The sequence below is a fragment of the Streptomyces sp. NPDC055966 genome (assembly GCF_042269865.1).
Classification (GTDB): domain Bacteria; phylum Actinomycetota; class Actinomycetes; order Streptomycetales; family Streptomycetaceae; genus Streptomyces.
In genome coordinates this window covers 39,694-61,887 of record NZ_JBHJYK010000021.1, presented here as the reverse complement: position 1 = coordinate 61,887, position 22,194 = coordinate 39,694, and the positions used below count along the sequence as shown (strand labels likewise).

Here is a 22,194-nt window from a genome sequence, read left to right as displayed (position 1 = left end):
ATGGACGGTCCGTAGCGTCGAAGACACACCGACGAACGAAACCGATCGAAGGACTGTTCACCGATGCGTGCACGTCGCACCCTGCGCACCACCCTCGTCGCCGCCGGCGCCACCGCCGTCCTGGCCGGCTCGGCCTCCGGCGCGTTCGCCGCCGCGGCCCCCCAGCCGGCGCCCGCCGCCCACGCCGCGGCCCACCACCACTGCAAGGACAAGCGGGTCCTCGTCAAGACGGTCCGGCTCGCGGACAAGGTCTCCGTCGCCAAGGTCTACAAGACCGGCAAGCACCACCAGCACTTCGAGGCGGAGATCTGGGCGAAGGGCACCAAGTTCGGGACCCTCGTGGCCAAGGGCAAGCCCGCCCACGGCGAGAACAACGGCCTGCACGTCACACTGCGCCCGAACGGCGAGGTGACGTCCTGGGTCGAGCGGGCCAAGCCGAAGCCCAAGCCGCAGCCCGTCGCCCAGCGCATCCTCGTCTCCGTCAGCACGCTGGCCGACGACACCTCGACCGGCAAGGTCTACAGGCTCGGCCCCCACCACTACGAGGCCGACATCTACGCCCACGGCCACAAGCTCGACACCCTCGCCGCCAAGGGCCGCGCCGCCCACGGCGAGAACAACGGCCTGCACGTGGTCCTCAAGCCGGACGGCAAGCTGGTCTCCTGGGTCGAGGACGCGTCGGACCACGCGCAGAACCGGTAACCAGGCCCGGTTCCGGCCGATCCGGGCCCGGTGACCGATCCAGGTGACCGGGCCAGGTCAGCCGGTCACGGCGAACGAGATCCACACATCCGGGGGAAGCCCCGGCCGGTCCGGCACCGGCCGGGGCTCGCGCGTCCAGGCGTCCCCGGCCATGTCCCGGGCGACATGCGCCCAGAACCGTGCGGCGGCCGGATTCTCGTCCTGGAAGGGGATCTCCCAGTTCCCGGGATGCCGGCGCAGCACGTCCCGTACGGCCCGCGTCCCGAGCCCGAGCCGCCGCGCACCGCGCACGACGAAGAAGGCGTTCAGCACCCGCACCGGCGTGTCCAGCGCGCGCACGAACGCGAAGCCGGCCGGACGGCCGTCGGTGAGGAAGAGGTACGGCGCCCAGCCGGGCCGGGTGAAGGCCTGCTCGACCCGCTCGTTGCGGAAGGTGCCGTCGACGCCGGGCAGCGTCCCGCGGAACTCGGACAGGTCGTGATGGAACATCAGCCACAGCCGCTCGACGGTGGGCCGGTCTTCAGGGATCGCGGGGCGGACGGTCACGTCCGCCGGGAATGTGTCGTTCATGAACGAAAGCCTCCCCGGCGGACATGGCGTCCGGTCCGGGGAGGCTCACAAAGACTGGTGCAACTCTAGCTCATCACGGGGGTATTGTGCTGCCCAGCGCAGTCGGCCGGCTCAGCCGCCCCGGCTCAGCCCGGTTCGAGGACCTTGTACTCCTCGGTGATCTCCTTCGCGCCGAACGGCCACACCTTCTCCAGCCGGGCCCAGACCACGAAGGCGACGCAGCCGAGGGCCAGCCAGGCCAGGGACCACTCGATGGGGTGGCGGCCCGGGGAGTTCTTGTCGGCGTATCCGTAGATCACGCACCAGCCGGCGAAGGCGACGATGCTCGGCAGCGGGTAGAGCCACATCCGGTAGGGGCGGCGCAGGTCCGGCTGTCGCTTGCGCACGACGGTCAGCGCGACGATCTGGGCGAGCGCCTGGACGATCACCATGACCGTGGTGAGCAACTGGATCAGGGTCGCAAGGTCGGTGTGGCGGCCGATCAGAAAGCCGACCGCGGTGATCACGCCCATGGTGGCCAGGCCGAGCATCGGGAAGCGGTGCCTGGGGTGCAGCCGCTCGTAGGGGCGGAAGAAGACGCGGTCGCGGGCGGCGTCGTAGGGGACGCGGGAGCCGCCGAGCAGTCCGGTGAAGACCGAGGCGAACGCGGTGACGAGGATCAGCACGGTCACCACGTCGGCGGCCCCCTTGCCCCAGGTCTCCTCCAGCACCGCCGAGGCCACCGAGGTCGAGGCGATGTCGTGCGGGTCGGTCATCCGGTGCCAGTCGATCACCCCGAGCGTGCCGATCTGGAGCAGCAGGTAGATCGCCATGATGCCGAGGATGGAGAAGAGGATCGAGCGCGGGAGGTTGCGGCCCGGGTCCTTGATCTCGGCGCCCATGTAGGCCGTGGTGTTGTAGCCGAGGTAGTCGTAGATGCCGATGGTCAGGCCCGCGGCGAAGCCGAGCCAGAAGTGGTCGCTCGTCAGGTCGAAGGCGCCGGACGGGTAGGTGAAGGCCCGGTGCGGGCTGAAGTCGGTGGCCGCCGCGACGATCACCAGGACCACCGAGGCGATCATCACGGTCCACATGACCGCGGTGATCCGGGCGATGTGCTCGATACCGCGCCACAGGAGCAGCACGACCAGGACGATCACGCCGAGACCGATCAGATCGCCCGCCGTCTGCCCGAGACCGGGGGCCAGATAGCCCAGGTACTGCACGAAACCGACCACACCGGTCGACATGATCAGCGGAATGAAGAGCATCGCCGTCCACACGAACAGGAACGGCATCAGCCGTCCGGTGCGGTACTGGAAGGCCTGGCGGAGATAGACGTAACTCCCGCCGGAACCGGGCATGGAGGCGCCCAGTTCGGCCCAGACCAGTCCGTCGCACAGCGCGAGGACCGCGCCCGCCACGAAGCCGATGACCGCCTGTGGTCCGCCGAAGGCGGCGACCATCAGCGGGATCGTCACGAACGGGCCGATGCCGCACATCTGGCTCATGTTGATGGCCGTGGCCTGGAACAGGCCGACACGGCGGACGAAACCGCCCGGGGGCGGCGGGCTACCGGACATGGGGACTCCTGACGCGACGGGCGCGCGGCCCGCGTTCCTGCGCGACGACTCCGCCCGGGCCGGGCTGACTGGGCGATAAAGTTAAGGAGCCTTACTAGCGGCGTCAAGTAGGCGTGAAGAATGCACGAGAATGGTGGAATGGCCGGGAGCGATGTCGTAGAGCAGCAGGAACAGCCCTGGAACCGCCGGCGGCTGCGCAGCACCAACGAGCGGCTGCTGCTGGGCCGGTTGCGCGCCCAGGGTGCCGCCTCGCGCGCCCAACTGGCGCGCGAGACCGGCCTGTCGAAGCCGACGGTGTCCAGCGCGCTGGCCTCGCTCGCCGGCGCCGGCCTGGTGCACGAGGTCGGCACCCACGCCCCGGAGCGCGGCCGCACCGCCGTGCTCTACGCCCCCGACCCCGCCGCCGGGCACGCGCTCGGCGTCGACATCGGCCGGGGCTGGCTGCGGGTGGCGGTCGCCGACCTGGACGGCACGGTCGTCGCCCGCTGCGACGTACGCAACCGCGCCCGCACCTCCGGCGCGCTGGCCGACCTGGTCGTGGGCACCGCTCGCCAGGCGATCACGGGCTCCGGGGTGAATCCGGCCGAGGTGGTGCACGGGGTGGTCGGCACGCCGGGTGTCTACGACGAGAAGCAGCGGCGCGTGCGGTACGCGATGCATCTGCCGGGCTGGGGCCGGGCGGGGCTCGTCGACCGGATCCGCGAGGAGCTGGGCGTACCGCTGGAGGTGCACAACGACGCCAACCTCGCCGCGCTCGGCGAGTACACGTACGGCGTGGGCACCGGCAGCCGGCTGTTCGCGTACATCCTCATCGGCACCGGTCTCGGCATGGGCGTGGTCAGCGAGGGGCGGCTGTTCACGGGGGCGCGCGGGCTGGCCGGCGAGATCGGGTTCCTGCCGTGGCCGGGCCGGCACAAGCCTGAGCGGCTGGAGGACGCGGTGTCCGGGGTGGCCGTGGTGGAGGCCGCCCGGCGGTTCGGGATGAGCGGGCAGCTCACGGCGAAGACCGTCTTCGACGCGGCCCGGCAGGGCAGTCCGGCGGCCAGGCAGGCGGTGGAGCTGGAGGCCGAGCGGATCGCGCACACCGTGGCGGCGGCCGCCGCCGTGCTCGACCCGGACCTCGTGGTGCTCGGCGGCGGGGTCGGCCACAGCGTCGACCTGCTGCTGCGGCCGGTCCAGGAGCGGGTGCGCACCCTCACCCCGCTGCGCCCGCGCATCGCCCCGAGCCGGCTCGGCGAGGACGCGGTGCTGCTGGGCGCGGTGGCCACGGCGCTGGACACGGCCCGGGACCTGGTGTTCGAGCGCAGGGCGGCCGGCACGCACTAGTCATCCGACCGGCCGCCCGGTCGAAGTCCCGCTCCGGCCAGGGTCATTGACACGCCCCGTGCGGCGCCCTAGCGTGAGCCGGAGTTAGTAAAGTTTCCTAACTTTACGAGCGAGCCTGGAGACCGCCGTGTTCCCTCGCCCCACCCCCTCGGCACGCCGGTACGCCGCCACCGCGCTGGTCCTCGGCCTGCTCGGCGGCTCGCTGACGAGCGGCGCCTGGGCCGGCGCACGGCAACAGCCGCCACCGGCCCCGGTCACCCGCGTCGCCTCGGCGGCCGGCACCGGCACCGCGCTCACCGGCTACGCCATCCAGTCCTCGGCGAAGGTGACCGACGCCGCCGCCACGGTCTCCTCCCCCGGCTATCCGGCGACGGGCTGGTATCCGGCGGGCGCCCGCTCCACTGTGCTCGCCGCGCTGCTCGCCGACGGCGTCTACGCCGACCCGTTCTTCTCCACCAACCAGCAGAAGATCCCGACGGCCGACTTCCAGGTCCCCTGGTGGTACCGCGCCGACTTCACCGTCCAGGACACCTCCCGGCGCACCTACCTCGACTTCAGCGGGGTCGTCTCGGCGGCCGACGTGTACGTCGACGGCCACCGGGTCGCGACCACCGAGGACGTCACCGGCGCCTACACGCACCACGAACTGGACGTCACCTCGCTGGTGCGGCCCGGCACGAACACGGTCGCCTTCCGTATCCGGCCCAACGACCCGGCCAAGGACCTCACGACGGGCTGGATCGACTGGCTCCAGCCGCCGCCCGACCGGAACATGGGCATCGTCCGGGACGTCCTGGTGCGCAGGGGCGGCCCGGTCGCGCTGCGCGACGCACACGTGGACACCAGGCTGGCCGTGCCGTCGCTGGCCACCGCCGACCTGACGGTGACGGCACAGGCCCGCAACGACACCGGCGGCCCGGTCACGGCCGACGTCACCGGCACCCTCGGCACGACCACCTTCACCCGCCGGGTCCCGCTCGCCGCGCACGAGACGAAGACTGTCACCTTCTCCCCCGCCGACACCCCGGGCCTGCACCTGACCGCGCCGAAGGTGTGGTGGCCGGCCGGGATGGGCGGGCAGCCGCTGTACGACCTGGGCCTCACCGCGTCCGTCGCCGGTACGACGTCGGACACCGCGCACGAGAGCTTCGGCATCCGCGACGTCCAGGCACCGCTGAACACCGACGGCGCCCGCCGGTACCGGATCAACGGCCGCCCGCTGCTGATCAAGGGCGGCGGCTGGTCGCCCGACGAGTTCCTGCGCTGGGACAGCCGCTACGTCGAGGACCGGCTGAAGTACGCCGTCGACCTCGGGCTGAACACGATCCGCCTCGAAGGGCACCTGGAACCGGACGAGTTCTTCGACCTGGCCGACCGCTACGGCGTCCTCACGCTCCCCGGCTGGGAGTGCTGCGACAAGTGGGAGGGCAACGTCAACGGCGCCGACGAGCCCGGGGAGCCCTGGACCGACGCCGACTATCCGGTGGCGAAGGCGTCCATGGCCGCCGAGGCCGCCCGGCTGCGCGGTCACCCCAGCGTGATCTCCTTCCTGATCGGCAGCGACTTCGCACCCGACGCGAGGATCGAGAAGACCTACCTGGACGCCCTGAAGGCGGCCGACTGGCCGGACCCCGTCGTCTCCGCCGCATCGGACAACTCCTCGCCGCAACTGGGCCGTTCAGGCCTGAAGATGACCGGACCGTACGACTGGGTGCCGCCCGGCTACTGGTACGCCAAGCGCGAGGGCGGGGCCACCGGCTTCAACTCCGAGACCAGCGCGGGCCCGAGCATCCCCACCCTCGACACCCTGCGCCGCATGCTCACCCCGGCCGAGCTCGACACCCTCTGGCAGGATCCGGGCGCCCGGCAGTACCACCGCTCGCCGTCCTCCGTCTTCGGCACGCTGAAGATCTACGACAACGCCCTCACCGGCCGCTACGGCGCCCCGAAGGGCCTCGCCGACTACGTCCGCAAGGCCCAGCTGGCCCAGTACGAGGACGTCCGGGCCCAGTTCGAGGCGTACGGGCGCAACGCGACGGATACCTCGAAGCCCGCGACCGGGGTGATCCACTGGATGTTCAACAGCGGCTGGACGTCCCTGCACTGGCAGTTGACGGACCGGTATCTCGACCAGGGCGGCGCCTACTTCGGCGCGAAGAAGGCGAACGAACCGCTGCACATCCAGTACGGGTATGACAACCGCCAGGTCGCCGTCGTGAACAACCGGCACGACGCCGCGCACGGACTCACCGCACGGGCCGCCCTCTTCGACCCCGACGGCACCCAGAGGTACGCCGCGTCGGTACGCGACGTCTCGGTGGACGGCGACGGCGCCCACACCACCCCGCTGACCCTCCCGGCCTCGGTGAGCGGACTGGCGCGCACGTATCTGCTCCGGCTGGACCTGACGGACGCGACGGGCAGGGAGGTGAGCCGGAACGTGTACTGGCTGTCCACCCGCCCCGACACCCTCGACTGGTCCGGCACCACCTGGTACTACACGCCGACGACGAGCTACGCGGACCTCACCGGGCTCGCGTCGATGACTCGGGTGCCGGTGTCGGCGACGGCGGCCACGACCGCCTCGGAGGGGACCTCGACCACGACGGTCACCCTGCGCGGCACCGGGAGCGGGAGGACCCCGGTCCTGCTGGCGGACGTCCATCTCGTGGACGCGCAGGGCAGGCCGGTGCTTCCGGTGCGCTGGTCGGGCAACGAGGTGAGCCTGTGGCCGGGCGAGTCGGTGACGCTGACGGCCACCTACCGGACGGCCGACCTGCACGGCTCGGCGCCGGGCGTGCGGGTCTCCGGCTGGAACACGCCCGAGCGGACGGTTCCGGCGGGATGAAGGGGACAAGGGTGCGGGGACGGGCTCCAACGGCCCGCCCCCGCAGTGCTGTTCGGCTCAGGCGACGTCGAGCGCGGTGTCGTCCACGACGAACGAGGTCTGGTACTTGGAGCCCTCGGTGCCGGTGAACTTCAGGGTGACGGTCTGCCCGGCGTAGCTGCTCAGGTCGAAGCTGCGCTGGGTGTAGCCGGAGGCCGCGTTCAGGTTCGAGTACGTGGCCAGGGTGCCGAGGACCGTGCCGGAGCTGTTCAGCACCTGCACCTTGAGGGTGTCGTAGGCGGTGCTGGTGGTGGTCTCGGCCGTGTCGATGTGCAGGTAGAAGCCGAGCTCGGCCGAGGTGCAGCCGGACGGGATGCTCACCGACTGGGAGAGGGTGTCGGTGGTGGCGGTGCCGTTGCCGTCGAGCCAGGCGTAGTACGAGCCCGAACGGGCGGCCTCTCCGCTGGAGTTGGTGATGACACCGCTGGAGGCGCTCCAGGTGGAGTTGCCCGACTCGAAGCCGTTGTTGCCGAGGAGCTGGGCGGCGGTGCAGGTGCCGGTGCCGCCGCCACCGGTGCCGCCGCCTCCGCCGGTGCTGGTGCCCGAGCCGGCCAGCCAGGCGGTGGCGTTGAGCGCGAGGGCCGCGTTGGTGGCGCTGGAGTCGTTCCAGCCGTCGTACAGGGTGTTGCCGGCCTGGCCGGTGCCGTCGTCGATCGGGGAGCTGTCGCCCCAGTAGGCGACGCGGCCGCTGCCGAAGGTGCTGGTCAGGAAGAAGGCGCCGGTGTTTCCGGAGTAACCGGTGCGGTAGAGCAGGCCCTTGACGGCGGAGTTGTCGCCGGGCTTGAGGGTGGCGGTGGTGCCGTTGGCGATCAGGCTCTTGGTGACGGTCCCGAAGGAGCCGTGCAGGACCGGGTCGGTGCTGTCGCTGATCGCGGCCGGGTGGTCGGAGCTGATGTTGAGCGAGTCGATCGAGAAGCCGAACGGGTCGCTGGAGTCGACGCTGTTGTTGGTCATCAGATCGTTGAGGATCTGGACCGAGTCGTAGCCGTCGTTGTTGCGGTCCGAGCCGGTGTGGTCGGAGATCATGAACAGGCCGCCGCCGTTCTTCACGAAGTTCATGATCGCCGTCTTCTCGGCGCTCGTGAACAGCGTGTTGGGCTCCGGCAGGACCAGCGTGTCGAAGTTCGACAGGTCGGTCGAGGACGAGCCCCCGTAGCTGAGGCTGGAGCCCGACGGCAGCGTCTTCAGGCTGTAGTCGCCGGTCTTCTGGAGCGCCACGCCCCAGGAGGACAGGGCGCCGGTCCAGTCGGTCTCGGCGGACGGGGAGGAGTTCTCACCGAGCGGGTCGGGCTGACTGGTGGAGATGATCCAGTCGGCGTTGCCTGCCGTCTCGGCGTGGGCGTTGTCGAACAGGACGCGGTGCGTGGTGGCCGCATGGGCGGGGGTGCTGCCGCTGCCGACCTGGACGGCGGCTCCGGTGAGGAGCAGCCCGAAACCGGCCAGGGCGGTGGTGAGTCTGCGGCGGGATCTCCTGGATCCAAGCATCCGGCGAACCTCCATGAGGGGTGGGGAGAGGCGGTTGGGGGGCCGCCAAATCTGCGCGCGTAGAGCCGGGTTGAGGGTTCTACACGCGTGGACTGTTTGAAAGGTACATGGCATGACAGCCCGGTGAACAGAAAGTCCCGGCAATGAACGGACGGGACCTCTCCCCGCCCCCGCCCGGCAGGAGCGCCCTCAATTCCCGTACAGATATGGGGTGGTGGTGCTCAGTGTGCGGAAGCCGAGGCGCTGGAGGATCGGGCGGCTCATCGGGGAGGCGTCGACCTGGAGATAGCGGTAGCCGTGGGCGGCGGCCACGCGGGCGCGATGGGCGACCAGGGCGCGGTAGAGACCCCGGCCGCGCCAGGCCTCGACGGTGCCGCCGCCCCACAGTCCGGCGAACGGGGTGCCGGGCACCAGCTCCATGCGGGCCGCGCTGACCGGTTCGTCACCGGCGAGCGCGGCCACGGCGACGACCGTGCCGGGATCGGCGGCCAGCCGCGCGAGCAGCCGGTGGCGCAGCCGCGTACCGTCGGTACCGAAGGCCTTCTCGTGCACGTCCACGACGAGGTCGACCCCGGCCTCGTCGGCGGCCTCCACGAGCCGGACACCGGCGGGCGGTTCGGCGTCCAGGGCGAGCCGCGCGGTCTCGGCGACGAGCAGCGTCTCCTCGGGCTCGGCCCGGAATCCCGCGGCGGTGAGCCGGGCACCCAGGTCGGCCGGCCGGTCGTGGCCGTAGAGCTTCCACTCGAAGTCCCGGCCCAGGGAGGTGAAGCGGGCGATCTGGTCGCGGATCGCCCGGTCGGCACCGGCCTCGTCCAGGTCGCTCCAGAGCACGCCGTTCCAGCCGTGGGCGTCCGCGACCTGCCGCACGACCGCGCCGGCCCGCTCGACCCCGGCGCCGGGGCCGTCGGGGCGCGCTCGCTCGCGCACGTCCCGGTCGTAGAGTGCGAGCACCGCCGTGTGATCCATGCGCCCAGCTGAGCAGATCGGCTCCGGCCGGGCAACGGAATTGGCCGTACGACAGCTCCGTGCGGCCGTACGACCGCCCGGTCCGGCCGTGTGGCGCGCTCTTGCCCGGAGGCAAAGCCGCCGGCCGGGCCGGTCCCGGTGGCCGTAACCTGCGCCGCCGGACATCATGCGGTCAGGAGGTCGGTGGACGATGGTGAAGGACAGTGAGCTGCGGCATCTGCGCCGCTGCGTGGAGCTGGCCGTCGAGGCGCTGGAGAACGGTGACGAGCCGTTCGGGTCGGTGCTCGTGGCGGCGGACGGCACGGTGCCGGCCGAGGACCGCAACCGGATGGCCGGCGGCGACCACACCCGGCATCCCGAGTTCGAGCTGGCGCGCTGGTCGGCCGCGCATCTGACGGCCGAGGAGCGGGCGGGCGCCACCGTCTACACCTCCGGCGAGCACTGCCCGATGTGCGCGGCCGGGCACGCGTGGGTGGGGCTCGGCCGCATCGTGTACGTCGCCTCCTCCGCCCAACTCACCGCCTGGTCGGCCGAGTCAGGTGCGCCGCAGGCGCCGGTGCGGCCGCTGCCCGTCCAGGAGGTCGCGCCCGGCGTGGCCGTGGAGGGGCCGGTGCCGGAGCTGGTGGACGAGGTGCGCGAGCTGCACCGGCGCCGCCTACGGTCGTAAGTCCCCCTGCCGTTCAGCCGAGTTCGAGGGTGGTCACGCCGACCACGCGGTGCCGGGCGTGTTCGCGGACCGGGCCGGTGTACATCCGGGCGGTCTCGAAGGAGGCGCGGAATCCGGCCTCTTCGGCGAGAGCGATGCCGGCCGCGTTCGGCTCGGGCACGTCGATGGCCACCTCGCGGCCTTCGGCCTCGGCGGTGAGGGCGGTGAACAGGGCCCGGGCGTCCTCGGCGGTGTCGGCGAACAACGGGCCGATGCGCAGGCTGTCGTGGCCGGGGCGGAGCACGCCGTACCCGGTCGGACGCCCGCCGTCGTGGCGGACGAAGGCCCGGTGGCCGGGGCCGGTGAGCCACTCGGTGAGGAAGCGGGGCCGGTCGGCCGGGTAGCAGACGCTGTCGTAGGCGGTGAGGGCGGCGAGATCGCCGGGACCGGCCGGGCGGACGTCTCCGGGCACCTCGCCCTGGGGCGCGATGCCGGTGAACCGGATGGTGCGGTGGGCGAGTTCGAAGCCGGACTGGCGGTAGTTGTCCTGCTGGGCGACGACTCCGTCCAGGCCGACGGTGCGGCTCCCGGCGTGCGCCAGGGCGGTCTTCCAGGTGGTGAGGCCGTGGCCGTGGCCGCGCAGGTCGGGGCGGACCAGGTAGCAGCCCAGGAAGGCGTACTCCTGGCCGTAGTTGACGACCGAGATGGCCGACACCGGCTCCCCGTCGATCCGGCCGAGGAAGAACCCTTCGGGATCCTGCGCGAAGAACGCGGGCCCGTCGGACACTCCGGGGTTCCAGCCCTCCGCCGCCGCCCATGCGGCGATCATCGGCCAGTCGTCGAGTGTGGCCTGCGTGACGACGAGGTCGTGGGGGGCTGCAGGGGTCATCGGTGCGCTCCATTTCCGTCGGGACCGGGCTGCCGTCCCGCATCCTTCCGGATCGACGGGGGCCGCGCCATGACAAGATCGGCCGTTGCTCGACCGCGCGCCGCGCGCAGCAGCGCGGGTGCCGTCACGACGACGAACAGCCCGAAGAGGGTGATCGGCAGCAGCCCCACCGGCCGCAGCACCGCCCAGGGATGCGCCGTCACCCAGGGCCAGTTGACGTACCAGTTGGCGAGGACGTCCAGTGTCATCACGGCGGCCGCCAGCCGAAAGCCCCAGGGGCGCAGCCGCAGGGTCAGGGCGGCGGCGAGCGGGTCGAGGGCGACCAGGGCGACGAAGAACACCTGCAACGGCAGTGGGCCGGCGGCGGCATAGACGTGCAGGCCGCCGCGGGCCAGATCCAGCGCGTGGTAGCCGGTGCCCTCCAGGAACCCAGCGGCGTAGAGCACGAGAGCCGCCCGCGCCCGGCGCGGCAGCGCCCGCCATCGCCCGCGTATGCCGTCCGTCACCTGGACAACGTACTGCACACGATCAAGCCCCACCGGGCCGGCGTCCGGTGGGGCCCTCGCCGGGTGCCGGGAGGTCAGCGGGTGCGGCCCGGGCGGAAGCGGCGGTAGAGGACCGCGCCGCCGAGCAGGAGCGCGGCGCTGCCCGCCGCGGCGGGGAGGGTCGCGTCGCTGCCGGTGTGGGCGAGCGTGGAAACCGACGGCTCCGGCACGGGTGCGGGCGGGACGGTGCGGTGCCGCACGGGCGCCGGCGGCGGGGTGTGCGGGTGCCGGGGGGTGCGGGGGTGGCCGACGGGACCGTTGACGGAGGTGTTGCCGACGGCCGGGTTGCCGATGCCGACCACGTTGACGCTGTTGCCGCTGATGTTCACCGGCAGGTCGACGGGGAGCTGGACGCCGTTGCCGGAGAGCACCCCGGGCGAGTCATGGGCGGCGCCGTGGGCGGCGGCTCCGCCGGACGTGGCCGCGCGGTCCTTTGGGTGGGCGCCGGTGTTGGCGCAGCGGTTGCCCATCGCGGGGTTGAGCAGTCCGACCACGTCGACGGTGTTGCCGCACGCGTTCACCGGCAGATCCACCGGGAGCTGGATGCCGTTGCCGGAGATCAGCCCGGGCGAGCCGGCCGCGGTGCCGTCGGCGGCGCTGCCGTCGGCCGCGAAGGCGGCGGACACCGGCAGCGCCACGGCCATCGCTCCGGAGGCGGTGACGAGGGCGATCACACCGTTTCGGGTAGCCCGTCTCATAGGTTCCCTGCCTTCCAGACATCGTCGCGGGCACTCACCCGCACCCCGTAAAACGCAGGTGAACCATCCGAGTTATGGCGTATCGGTCTTTCACCCCGTCGAGCGACACTGTTATCGAACCGCACGTAAAGCCGCTCAATGATCGATATCAGGGAACATAAAACGCGAATCGTACGACACCGAAGGGCTGCCCGCCCGCCCGGAGGCGGGCGCCGCAGGGCCCGCTTATGGTGATCCGAGGGCGCCGTCCGCCGGTCCGCGACAGGCGTCCCGGGAGGCGATCGATGCTGGCCAAGCCGACCACACGGTCCGCCGTGCGGCGCTGCGCGGGGGCCGGATTCCTCGCCCTGGCGCTGCTCGGCGCCGGACTGCCCGCGACCGCCGCCGCCCGGCCGCAGCCCGACCTGTCCCGGTTCTACCGGCAGAAGCCGACGTGGTCGTCCTGCGACAGCCCGGACATGCCGAAGGACCTCCAGTGCACCGCGGTCACCGTCCCGCTCGACTACGCCCGTCCGCGCTCGGGAACCCTCGACATAGCCCTGGCCCGCTACCGGGCGACCGGCCCCTCGCACGGCTCGGTGCTGCTGAACTTCGGCGGTCCCGGCGGTGCCGGGATCAGTGAACTCGCGTCGGACGGGCGGGAGTTCATGGACCTGACCAACGGCTACGACGTGGTCACCTTCGACCCGCGCGGCGTCGGCCGCTCCTCCCCCGTCAGCTGCGGCGAGGGCGCCGGCGAGGCCTCGGACGCGGCGGACGACAGCGCCGGCCTCGACCATCCCCAGGAGCTGCTGCGGCAGTTGAAGCTGGCCGCCGCCGAGTGCGCCCGGCACTCCGGCCCGGTGCTCGCCCACATAGGCACCGTGGACGCCGCCCGCGACCTGGACGTCATCCGCCAGGCCCTCGGCGACAAGAAGCTCAACTACCTGGGCTTCTCCTACGGAACCCGGCTCGGCGCCGTCTACGCGGCCGAGTTCCCGCACAAGGTCGGACGGTTCGCCCTCGACGGCGTGGACACCCTGACGGAGCCGCTGTCCGAGCAGGGAGTGGCGGGAGCCGAGGGTCAGCAGACCGCGCTGGACGATTTCCTGGACTGGTGTACGACGGACGTCGCCTGCCCGTTCGGCCAGGACCGGCGTGCCGCCGGGGAGCAGATCGTGCGGCTGGTGCGCTCGCTCGACGCGCACCCGGTGCCGACGGACCTCGGCGGCAGCCTCTCCGGGCAGGACCTGGTGGGCGCCATCGGGCAGGGCCTGTACAGCAGGGACCTGTGGCCCTCGCTGGAGCGGGCGCTGGCCTCGCTGACGCAGGAGGGCGACACCCGGGGCGTGCTGGCCTTCGCGACCAGCGGCTCCAGCCTGCCCTTGCGGTCGGGCGCGGCGACGTCGGCAGCCTCCGGCGGGCACCACAGGAAGGGCGGCATCGTCGATCCGCAGGACGTCCCGGCGGACAACCTGACGGCCGCGCTGATGGCGATCAACTGCGCGGACGACCCCGACCGGCCCACCGCGAACCGGATCGTCGCGGACCTGAAGAACCTGCTGGCCCGGTACGAGCAGGCCTCCCCGGTCTTCGGCCGCTACCGGCTGACCCAGCTGCTCATGTGCTACGGCCGCCCCAGGGGCACCGACTTCGTCCGCGACCGGGTCAAGAACGTCGACACCGGTGACATGCTGCTCGTGGGCACGCGCGGCGACCCGGCGACGCCGTACCGGTGGACCGTGGAGACGGCCGCGCGGCTGGGGTCGCCGGCGGTGGTGCTGGACAACAAGGGCGACGGCCACACCGGGTACACCTCCTCCACGTGCGTGCACGAGACGGTCGACGACTTCCTGCTGTACGGCTCCCTGCCACCGAACGGCAGCTCCTGCCCGGCCGACGGGAAGGCCTGGAGCGACGCCACGGACTCCGGCGACTGACGACAGGCGCGCCCCGGCGGCCCGCACCCCCGCACGTGACCGCGACAGGGAGAGGCCATCCTGCGCATCCGCGCCGCCCTCGCCGTACCCGCCGCCTCGGCCGCCGTGGCGGCCCTGCTGCTGACCGCGGCGCCGGGCCGGGCCGCCACCGCGACCGGCACGGCCCCTGCCGAACACGCGCGGACCGCCCGCTGCGCCGAGTCGTCGCTGACGGTCCGGGCGAGGGCCGTGCCCGGCCGGCCGGGCACGGTGCGCATCAGTGTCACCAACCGCGGCACCCGCGCGTGTGCCGTCGACCGGGTGCCCACGGTCACCTTCGGGGACCTGGACGGGGCGGCCGTGCCGGTACCGGCGGGCGGCACCGGCGACCACCGGCTCGCGGCGGGCGAGGGCGCCTACGCGGACGTGCGCACCATCCGTGACCCGGCGGACCCCGAGGCCCGCCGGGCGGACGGCCTCACCGTGGCCGCCTCGGCCGCGCACGCGGGCCGCACCTTCACCGCCGGCCGGCTCGGCACCGGGACGCGGGTCCTGGTGTGGGAGCCGGTGACGACGTGGTGGCAGCCGAGCGCGGCAGCCGCGGACCGGGCCATCGGTCTCAGCTGAGGACCAGCTCCGGCGCGTAGGCGTCCAGCCACAGCGCGAAGTCCAGCGTGCGCTCCAGACCGCGCCGCTCCGTCTGGTTGCTGACCGGGGTGTCGCGCTCGGCGGCCGCCCGGACCCGCTCCCGGTCGAGCAGGTCGAAGACGGGGTGCGAGGGCCGGGAGAGCAGGTCCTTGACCTGCTCGCGCAGCGCGACAGCGTACAGCGGGTCCTGGGTGGAGGGGTACGGGCTCTTCACGCGGTCGTACACCGAGCGCGGCAGGACGTCCGCGGCCGCCTCCCGCAGCAGGCTCTTCTCCCGGCCGTCGAAGGACTTCACGGCCCAGGGCGCGTTGTAGACGTACTCGACCAGGCGGTGGTCGCAGAACGGCACCCGGACCTCCAGGCCCACGGCCATGCTCATCCGGTCCTTGCGGTCGAGCAGGACGCGCACGAAGCGGGTCAGATGCAGATGGCTGATCTGCCGCATCCGGTACTCGAAGTCGCTCTCGCCGTCCAGCCGGTCGATCGCGGCGACGGCCGTACGGTAGCCGTCGGCGATGTAGCTCTCCAGGTCGAGGGACTTGGCCAGGTCGGTGCGCAGGACGTCGGTGTCGTCGCCGAAGTGCCGTCCGAAGCGCACCAGCCACGGGAAGGTGTCGGCGCGGCGCGCGTCCTCGTCGAAGAACTGGAGGTAGCCGCCGAAGACCTCGTCGGCGGACTCGCCGGACAGGGCGACGGTGGACTTCTCGCGGATGGCGCGGAAGAGCAGCAGCAGCGAGGAGTCCATGTCGCCGAGGCCGGACGGCAGATCGCGGGCGCGGATCACCTGCTCGCGCACGGCGGGGTCGGCGAGGGACTGGGAGTCGAGCACGATGTCCTGGTGGTCCGTCTTCGCGAGCCGGGCCACGTCGTGCACGAAGGGGGTGTCGGGGGTGCCGCGCAGTTCGTCGGCGATGAAGTTGTCGGTCTGGCCGACGAAGTCGACGGCGAAGCTGCGTACCTTCTCGCCCTGTTCGGCGAGTTGGCGGGCGGCGATCGCGGTCATCGCGGAGGAGTCGAGGCCGCCGGAGAGCAGGGTGCAGCGCGGCACGTCGGCGACGAGCTGGCGGCGCACGATGTCGTCGAGCAGGGAGCGGACGGTGGCGATGGAGGTGGCGCGGTCGTCGGTGTGCGCGAGGGTCCGCAGCCGCCAGTAGACGCGTGTGCCGATGCCGGTGCGGCCGACGGTGACGACGGTGCCGGGTTCCACCTCGCGCATGCCGTCCCAGATCGCGTGCCCGGGCGTCTTGATCATGACGAACAGCTCGCGCAGGCCGTCCAGCGTGACCCGGCGGCGGGCCAGCGGGTTGGCGAGGATCGCCTTGGGCTCGGAGCCGAACAGGACGCCGTCGGCGGTGGGGTAGTAGTAGAACGGCTTGATGCCCATGCGGTCGCGGATCATCACGAGCTTGTCGTGACGGCCGTCCCAGACGGCGAAGGCGTACATGCCGTTGAGGCGTTCGGCGACCTGGTCGCCCCATTCGAGGTAGGCGTGCAGGACGACCTCGGTGTCGGAGTCGGTGGTGAACCGGTGCCCGCGGCCTTCGAGTTCGCGGCGCAGCTCGGTGAAGTTGTAGGCCTCCCCGGAGTAGACCATGGCGACGTTCCCCTGGGGCGTCGACAGGGACATCGGCTGCCGGCCGCCGGGAAGGTCGATGATCGCAAGACGGCGGTGGCCCAGGGCGGCCGGGCCCTCGGACCAGGTGCCGCGGTCGTCCGGACCCCGGCAGGCCATCGTCTCGGTCATTGCATCCAATGTGGTGGCCTCGACGGTCAGATCACGATCGAAGGAGACCCATCCGGTGATGCCGCACATGTGCTACCTCCTGCCTCCGGTTCGCGCCCGTACCCCGTGCTCACCTGCACTGTCTTTATGAGAGACGGATTCCGGTCGAGGAACCAGTTGTATCGAGCACCTACCAGTCGAGCGTCCGTCAGTTGCCCGAGGCAGTCAATGTGGGCGTAACACGGACGGCCCCCTCACCCCACGCTTTCGGCCGCTTTTTGCCCGCGCGAAATCCGGTGAGGCCCGTCCTGCCGGGCCATGGCCACCACGAACCGGCCACGGGCAAAGACTTCACCATGATTGCGGCGTCACGGCGCGGTGGGCGGCTCCCAGCGGGTGAGCGTCCGCAACGCCCCGGCCGCCCGGCTGAAGCCGTCCGCGCCGAGCGCGGCGCGCAGACCGGCGTTGAACCGGTCGACCTCCGGCCCGGCGGCGGCCAGCGCCGCGGCACCGGCCTCGGTCAACTCCAGCACCACGGCGCGGTGTTCGCGGGGGTGGGCACGCCTGTCGAGCAGACCGGCGGCGGTGAGCCGGGTGACGAGCGCGGTGACGCCGGACTCGCGCAGGCCCAGGTCCGCGGCGAGTTCCCGCTGGGTGATCCCGGGCCGGTCGCGCACCGCGTACAGCGCGCCGAGCTGCGCCGAGGTGATCCCGGCGGCGGCCAGCAGCCGGCGGTCCGCGGCGGTGCGCAGCTGGTGCGCGGCCCGCTGGAGCAGGAAGAACAGGCGCTGGTCGGGCTCGGGCCGGACGGGCTCGGACATGGGCCGATGTTGACAGAGGCGGCGGACCGGCGCCACCCTCACTTCACTAGTGAAGTGAATCGGGAGAGCGAGGCGTGCCGTGCACGACATCCCTGACCTGTCGGTCGCCCGGAAGGTCCTGGCCGCACAGCCCTTCAGCGCACTGCTCGGGGCCCGCCTCGTGGCCTTCGGTGACGGCGGGGCGACGCTCGAAGTCGACATCCACGAGGAACTGCTCCAGCAGTACGGCTTCCTGCACGGCGGGGTGCTCGGCTACGCGGCCGACAACGCGCTCGCCTTCGCCGCGGGCAGCGTGGCCGGGTCCCGGCTGATCACCGCCGGGTACAGCATCGACTACCTGCGCCCGGCGCGGGGCGCGACGCTGCGCGCCGACGCCCGGGTGATCCGGGCGGGGCGCAGCCGGGTCGTGTGCCGCTGCGACCTCTCCACAGTCGACGACGACGGTACGCGGACCCTGTGCGCGGTGGCCCAGGGATCGATCGCGGTGGACGTGCCGGCCGTACCCGCCGCCACGGCCTGACCCGGGAATCACCCTCCTGCCCGGCGGGCTTGCCCCGAATGCCCCATCCGTGAATCGGTCCTATCGTGCTGTCATGGAGCACGCACTGAGTCCCGCGACCCTGGCCGAACTGCGGCGCCCGCGTCCCTACCCGGCGGTGTCCGTGCTGACCCCGACACACCGCCGCGAACCGGACAACGGGCAGGATCCCGTCCGACTGCGCAATGTCCTCACCGAGGCGCGCAAACGCCTGGAGGCCGACCCCGCCGTCACCCGTGAACGACGCAACGACGTCGAGGCCCAGCTCGACCGGGCCCTGTCCGAGGTCGACCTCGCGCACGCCGAGGACGGCCTGGTGATCTTCGCCGCCCCCGGCGAGCACCAGGTGTGGTCCCTGGCCCGCACCGTCCCCGAGCGGGTGGTGCTCTCGGACACCTTCCTCACCCGCAACCTGGTCGCCGCACAGGCGGCCGAGCGGCCGTTCTGGGTGCTGTCGGTCTCCGCGGACCGCGTCAGTCTGTGGAGCGGCGGCGAGGGCCGCGTGGTGGCCGACGACTCCGGCGGCTTCCCGCTGGAGCGACCGGAGCGGAACTTCGACCCGGAGCGCCAGGAGCAGATCGGCGACACGCCGAGCGCGTACCGCGACGAGGCCACCCGCCAGTTCCTGCGCGACGCCGACACCGCCATGGCCGCGCTCCTGCGCGAGCAGCCCCGGCCCCTGTACGTCACCGGCGAGCAGGCGGCGCTGTCCCTGCTGGACGAGGCGGGCAGCGTGGCCGGGAACGCCGTCCAGGTCCCGCACGGCGGCCTCGCGCACGCCGGTCCGGAGGCCGTGTGGCAGGCGTTGCGGCCGGTGCTGGAGGCCGAGGCCCGCAGGGACACCACGTCCGTCATGGGCGAGCTGACCGCGGCACGCGGTCACAAGACCTACGCGGCCGGTCTGGACGAGCTGTGGCAGAGCGCCCGCGAGGGCCGGGTACGGCTGCTCGCCGTCGAGGAGAACTTCCGGGCGACCGTCAACGACCTCGGCGACCATCTGGTGCCGGCCGTGTCCGGCGACCTGGAGGCCCGCGAGGACATCGTCGACGAGATCGTCGAGCAGTGCCTGGAGACCGGCGCGGACGTCCGCTTCGTACCCGACGGCGCCCTGGGCGACGCCGACGGGATCGCGGGGGTGCTGCGGTACTGAACCACTCCCCCGGCGGCGCTCCCCGCGCGGCGTACGCTACGGCGTGATCGTCGGCGTAAGGGAGCGCGCGCATGGGTGACCTGCTGGGTGTGGCGGTACTGGGTGCGGGGCACATGGGGGCCGATCACATACGACGGCTCGATCAGGTGGTGAGCGGTGCCAGGGTCGCGGCCGTGGCCGACCCGGACGTCGAGCGGGCGAAGGAGGCGGTGGCCGGCCTCGCCGGAGTGAGCGTGCACACGGACGCCGAGGCCGCGCTCGACGCGCCCGGTGTCGCCGCCGTGCTCATCGCCTCACCCGGCCCGGCGCACGAGGAGGCGCTGCTCGCCGCGTTCGCCCGGGGCCTGCCGGTGCTGTGCGAGAAGCCCATGGTCCCGGACGCCACCGGCGCGCTGCGGATCGTGGAGGCCGAGGCGCGGCTGGGCCGCCGGCTCGCGCAGATCGGCTTCATGCGCCGCCACGACGCCGAGTACCGGCGGCTGAAGGCGCTGCTGGACGGCGGCAGCCTCGGCCGGCCGCTGATGCTCCACTGCACCCACCGCAATGTCTCCTCGCCGCCCGGCTTCACCAGCGCGATGCTGGTCAACAGCTCGGTCTCGCACGAGATCGACGCGGCCCGCTGGCTGCTCGGGCAGGAGCTGACGGCGGTGACCGTGCTGCGCCCCACGCCCTCCTCGGGTGCCCCGGCCGGCCTGCTCGACCCGCAGTTCGTGCTGTTCGAGACCGACCGGGGCGCGCTGGTGGACGTCGAGGTCTTCGTGAACTGCGGCTTCGGCTACCAGGTGCGCTGCGAGGCCGTGTGCGAGAAGGGCAGCGCCCGGATCGGCGACGAGCACACCATGGTGGTCACCGCCGGCGGCGCCGCCCGCGAGGAGGTGGCGCAGGACTACCTCGTGCGCTTCGCCGCCGCCTACGACCGCGAGGTGCAGGCATGGGTCGACGCCACCCTGCGCGGCGAGGTCACCGGCGCGAGCGCCTGGGACGGCTACGCGGCCTCCGTCGTCGCCGAGGCGGGGGTCCGGGCGCTGGAGCACGGCGGCCGGGTGGCCGTCGCCCTCGCCCCGCGCCCGGAGCTGTACGACGTCCGCGCCGGGGTCAGCCGCTGACGCTCGCGGCGCCCGTCTCCAGGTGCCCGGTGAGCCGGCGCGACCAGGTCGCGTCGGAGTCGACGGTCACCGTGAAGTCGTACCAGCCGTTCTGGTACGCGACGGCGTTGAAGAAGTCCTCCGTCGAGGCGCCCGCGGCGACGGTGTAGGTCCAGGGGCCGTCGCCCCGGTAGTGGTCCGAGGTGATGGTGAACGTCGCCGACGACGACCCGGAGTTGGTCATCCTGATGTAGAGCGCGAGCTTGCCGGTGCCGGGCTCGACGGCGTAACGGGCGCGAATCTCGGCCGACTTGCCCGCCTTCGTGGCGTCCCCCTGGAAGCGGCGCAGGAAGCGGTTGGGGCCGACCATGGTCAGGTCGTACTGCCCGCCCCCGAAGCCGGTCCCGATGTTGAAGAAGTCGGAGGCGGTGCCGCCCGCGTCGACCGTGTACTGGTACGGCGTGGTGTCGCGGTAGGCGTTCGGGTGGATGGAGAAGTGGGCGGCGCGGGAGGCCGGGGTGCCCTGGTTGGTCATGGTGAACCAGGCGAGGGTCTTGCCCGCCGCGTCGAACTCCAGGTGGTCCAGGTAGCCGTTCGGCTGGTACGGCAGCGCGCGGGCGGGCCGGGTGCCGGGCTCCTGGGCGGGCAGGGCGTTGTCCGTCGGCACCGGATTGGGCAGCGGGCCGCAGGTGTTGATGCCGATGACGCCGGTCGCGGGCAGCGAGACCGCGCCGTGGACCGGGTTGGCGAAGTCGAAGACGCCGGTGAGGTCGCCGCTGACCTGTCGCCGCCAGTCGCTGATGTTGGCGCACCGCACGGGCGTGCCGAGCGCGGTCGTCCAGTTCTCCAGGAAGCGCAGCACCGAGGTGTGCTCGAAGACCTCCGAGGAGACCCAGCCGCCGCGCGTCCAGGGTGAGATGACGATCATCGGCACCCGGAAGCCGAAGCCGTAGGGCACGCCGTTCAGGAACTCCCCGGCCGTGCCGGCGGGCGGCGCCGGCGGGGGCACGTGGTCGAAGTAGCCGTCGTTCTCGTCGTAGTTGAGGAACAGGACGGTCGAGTCGAAGACGTCCGGGTCGGCGGCGAGGGCCTGGTAGACGAGGTTGACGAAGTGCGCGCCGTCGCCGGGCGGGGCGTAGGGGTGCTCGGAGAAGCCCTGGTTGGGGACGACCCAGGAGACCTGGGGGAGGGTGCCCGCGACGACGTCGGCCTTGATCGCGGCGGCGATGTCGTCCGGGGTCGAGCCGGTCACGCCCGGCACCGAGGACATGCCCCGGTCGTGCAGCGGGTCGCCGGGTTTGGCGTTCGCGAAGTTCTTGAAGTAGGCGCAGCCGTTGTCCCCGTAGTTGTCGGCCGCGTTCTGGTAGACCTTCCAGGACACCCCGGCGGCCTGGAGCGCCTCGGCGTAGGTCTGCCAGGTCAGGCCGGACTCGTCGCCGCCGTCGTAGGAGGAGGAGTCGACCTTGCCGCTCCACAGGAAGGTGCGGTTGGGGCCGGTGGCGCTGAGGGTGGAGCAGAAGTAGGCGTCGCAGATGGTGTAGTTGTCCGCGAGCGCGTAGTGGAACGGGATGTCGGAGCGGTCCAGGTAGCCGAGCGAGCGGACGTTGCCGACGCCCGCGACCCAGTTGTCCATCCGGCCCTTGTTCCAGGCGGAGTGCTGTGAGGACCACGAGTGCGGCAGGTCGCCGTTGCACTGGGCCAGCGTCTCGCCGTCCTTGCCGCCGGCGGACGGGGTCGCGCTCAGCTTCCACGGGTACTGCCGGCCCAGCCCGTTCGGCTGGTCGAAGACCGGGTATCCGCCGCCGAGGGCGATGCCGCTGCGGTCGTCGAAGCCGCGCACGCCCTTGAGACGGCCGAAGTAGTGGTCGAAGCTGCGGTTCTCCTGCATGAGGATCACCACGTGCTGTACGTCCTTGATCGTGCCGGTCGCCGTGGCCGCTGCGGCCGACGCCGTACGGGCGGTGCCGGCGCCCAGCGCCACACCCGCCGCGACGGACGCGCCCAGTCCCACGAAGCCTCTGCGGCTGATCGGTGTCATTCGCCCCGTCCTCGTCACCG

General features: G+C 72.3%; 19 protein-coding genes. 9 read left to right on the top strand and 10 right to left on the bottom strand.

What is annotated here, in order from left to right; all coding sequences use genetic code 11:
* Positions 1 to 63 precede the first annotated feature (63 nt).
* Entirely contained in the window at positions 64 to 702 is a 639-nt protein-coding gene (locus ACFC8N_RS36040; protein WP_356032277.1) for a hypothetical protein, read from the top strand.
* Between the two features lie 57 nt (positions 703 to 759).
* Here ACFC8N_RS36040 and ACFC8N_RS36035 read toward each other — a convergent pair whose 3' ends face one another.
* Together ACFC8N_RS36035 and ACFC8N_RS36030 are read right to left on the bottom strand one after the other, a co-directional pair.
* Positions 760 to 1,272, bottom strand: coding sequence for a GNAT family N-acetyltransferase (locus ACFC8N_RS36035; protein WP_356032279.1), 513 nt, complete (start codon positions 1,270 to 1,272; stop codon positions 760 to 762).
* A 125-nt stretch (positions 1,273 to 1,397) separates the two neighbouring features.
* Complete coding sequence (locus ACFC8N_RS36030) at positions 1,398 to 2,831, bottom strand: APC family permease (protein ID WP_376293131.1); 1,434 nt, start codon at positions 2,829 to 2,831, stop codon at positions 1,398 to 1,400.
* Between the two features lie 138 nt (positions 2,832 to 2,969).
* Here ACFC8N_RS36030 and ACFC8N_RS36025 point away from each other — a divergent pair, with 138 nt between their 5' ends.
* Both ACFC8N_RS36025 and ACFC8N_RS36020 read left to right on the top strand, forming a co-directional pair.
* On the top strand, positions 2,970 to 4,157 hold the full coding sequence (locus ACFC8N_RS36025; RefSeq protein ID WP_376293129.1) for an ROK family protein: 1,188 nt from the start codon (positions 2,970 to 2,972) through the stop codon (positions 4,155 to 4,157).
* A 127-nt stretch (positions 4,158 to 4,284) separates the two neighbouring features.
* Positions 4,285 to 7,005 (top strand): exo-beta-D-glucosaminidase, encoded by a 2,721-nt coding sequence (locus ACFC8N_RS36020; RefSeq protein ID WP_376293127.1) that lies wholly within the window; start codon positions 4,285 to 4,287, stop codon positions 7,003 to 7,005.
* A gap of 57 nt (positions 7,006 to 7,062) precedes the next feature.
* On the opposite strand, the gene ACFC8N_RS36015 is transcribed toward ACFC8N_RS36020, so the two are convergent.
* Both ACFC8N_RS36015 and ACFC8N_RS36010 read right to left on the bottom strand, forming a co-directional pair.
* Entirely contained in the window at positions 7,063 to 8,529 is a 1,467-nt protein-coding gene (locus tag ACFC8N_RS36015) for a hydrolase (RefSeq protein ID WP_376293125.1), read from the bottom strand.
* Positions 8,530 to 8,718: 189 nt separating this feature from the next.
* Positions 8,719 to 9,495 (bottom strand): GNAT family N-acetyltransferase, encoded by a 777-nt coding sequence (locus ACFC8N_RS36010; RefSeq protein ID WP_376293122.1) that lies wholly within the window; start codon positions 9,493 to 9,495, stop codon positions 8,719 to 8,721.
* A 190-nt stretch (positions 9,496 to 9,685) separates the two neighbouring features.
* Here ACFC8N_RS36010 and ACFC8N_RS36005 point away from each other — a divergent pair, with 190 nt between their 5' ends.
* Positions 9,686 to 10,162: a nucleoside deaminase gene (locus tag ACFC8N_RS36005; protein WP_376293120.1), complete on the top strand. Its 477-nt coding sequence runs from the start codon at positions 9,686 to 9,688 to the stop codon at positions 10,160 to 10,162.
* Positions 10,163 to 10,175: 13 nt separating this feature from the next.
* On the opposite strand, the gene ACFC8N_RS36000 is transcribed toward ACFC8N_RS36005, so the two are convergent.
* The 3 genes from ACFC8N_RS36000 to ACFC8N_RS35990 all read right to left on the bottom strand — a co-directional run bounded on the left by ACFC8N_RS36000 (position 10,176) and on the right by ACFC8N_RS35990 (position 12,249).
* Positions 10,176 to 11,030 carry a GNAT family N-acetyltransferase gene (locus tag ACFC8N_RS36000; protein WP_356032295.1) on the bottom strand — a complete coding sequence of 285 codons (855 nt, stop codon included), beginning with the start codon at positions 11,028 to 11,030 and terminating at the stop codon, positions 10,176 to 10,178.
* Complete coding sequence (locus tag ACFC8N_RS35995; protein ID WP_376293118.1) at positions 11,027 to 11,536, bottom strand: hypothetical protein; 510 nt, start codon at positions 11,534 to 11,536, stop codon at positions 11,027 to 11,029. The genes ACFC8N_RS36000 and ACFC8N_RS35995 overlap by 4 nt, the downstream gene beginning before the upstream one ends.
* Before the next feature lie 74 nt (positions 11,537 to 11,610).
* Positions 11,611 to 12,249: a chaplin gene (locus ACFC8N_RS35990; RefSeq protein ID WP_376293115.1), complete on the bottom strand. Its 639-nt coding sequence runs from the start codon at positions 12,247 to 12,249 to the stop codon at positions 11,611 to 11,613.
* Between the two features lie 308 nt (positions 12,250 to 12,557).
* On the opposite strand from ACFC8N_RS35990, the gene ACFC8N_RS35985 reads away from it, so the two are divergent.
* Both ACFC8N_RS35985 and ACFC8N_RS35980 read left to right on the top strand, forming a co-directional pair.
* The gene (locus ACFC8N_RS35985) at positions 12,558 to 14,192 is read left to right on the top strand and encodes an alpha/beta hydrolase (RefSeq protein WP_376293113.1); all 1,635 of its coding nucleotides are present in this window, start codon (positions 12,558 to 12,560) and stop codon (positions 14,190 to 14,192) included.
* Positions 14,193 to 14,252: 60 nt separating this feature from the next.
* Positions 14,253 to 14,798, top strand: a complete 546-nt coding sequence (locus ACFC8N_RS35980; protein WP_376293309.1) for a DUF4232 domain-containing protein — start codon at positions 14,253 to 14,255, stop codon at positions 14,796 to 14,798.
* On the opposite strand, the gene asnB is transcribed toward ACFC8N_RS35980, so the two are convergent.
* Positions 14,791 to 16,632: an asparagine synthase (glutamine-hydrolyzing) gene (asnB, locus tag ACFC8N_RS35975; RefSeq protein ID WP_356032307.1), complete on the bottom strand. Its 1,842-nt coding sequence runs from the start codon at positions 16,630 to 16,632 to the stop codon at positions 14,791 to 14,793. The genes ACFC8N_RS35980 and asnB overlap by 8 nt on opposite strands.
* A 278-nt stretch (positions 16,633 to 16,910) precedes the next feature.
* The gene (locus ACFC8N_RS35970; RefSeq protein WP_356032309.1) at positions 16,911 to 17,363 is read right to left on the bottom strand and encodes a MarR family winged helix-turn-helix transcriptional regulator; all 453 of its coding nucleotides are present in this window, start codon (positions 17,361 to 17,363) and stop codon (positions 16,911 to 16,913) included.
* Positions 17,364 to 17,442: 79 nt separating this feature from the next.
* Between ACFC8N_RS35970 and ACFC8N_RS35965 the strand changes: the two genes are divergently transcribed.
* The 3 genes from ACFC8N_RS35965 (at position 17,443) to ACFC8N_RS35955 (ending at position 20,157) form a co-directional block, all read left to right on the top strand.
* Positions 17,443 to 17,883, top strand: a complete 441-nt coding sequence (locus tag ACFC8N_RS35965; RefSeq protein WP_376293111.1) for a PaaI family thioesterase — start codon at positions 17,443 to 17,445, stop codon at positions 17,881 to 17,883.
* A 73-nt stretch (positions 17,884 to 17,956) separates the two neighbouring features.
* A complete protein-coding gene (locus ACFC8N_RS35960; RefSeq protein WP_362820904.1) occupies positions 17,957 to 19,051 on the top strand; it encodes a chemotaxis protein in 1,095 nt (364 codons plus the stop codon).
* 71 nt (positions 19,052 to 19,122) lie between these two features.
* The gene (locus ACFC8N_RS35955; protein WP_376293109.1) at positions 19,123 to 20,157 is read left to right on the top strand and encodes a Gfo/Idh/MocA family protein; all 1,035 of its coding nucleotides are present in this window, start codon (positions 19,123 to 19,125) and stop codon (positions 20,155 to 20,157) included.
* On the opposite strand, the gene ACFC8N_RS35950 is transcribed toward ACFC8N_RS35955, so the two are convergent.
* Positions 20,147 to 22,174, bottom strand: a complete 2,028-nt coding sequence (locus ACFC8N_RS35950; protein ID WP_376293107.1) for a phosphocholine-specific phospholipase C — start codon at positions 22,172 to 22,174, stop codon at positions 20,147 to 20,149. The two genes, ACFC8N_RS35955 and ACFC8N_RS35950, sit on opposite strands and share 11 nt — an antisense overlap.
* Positions 22,175 to 22,194: the final 20 nt, after the last annotated feature.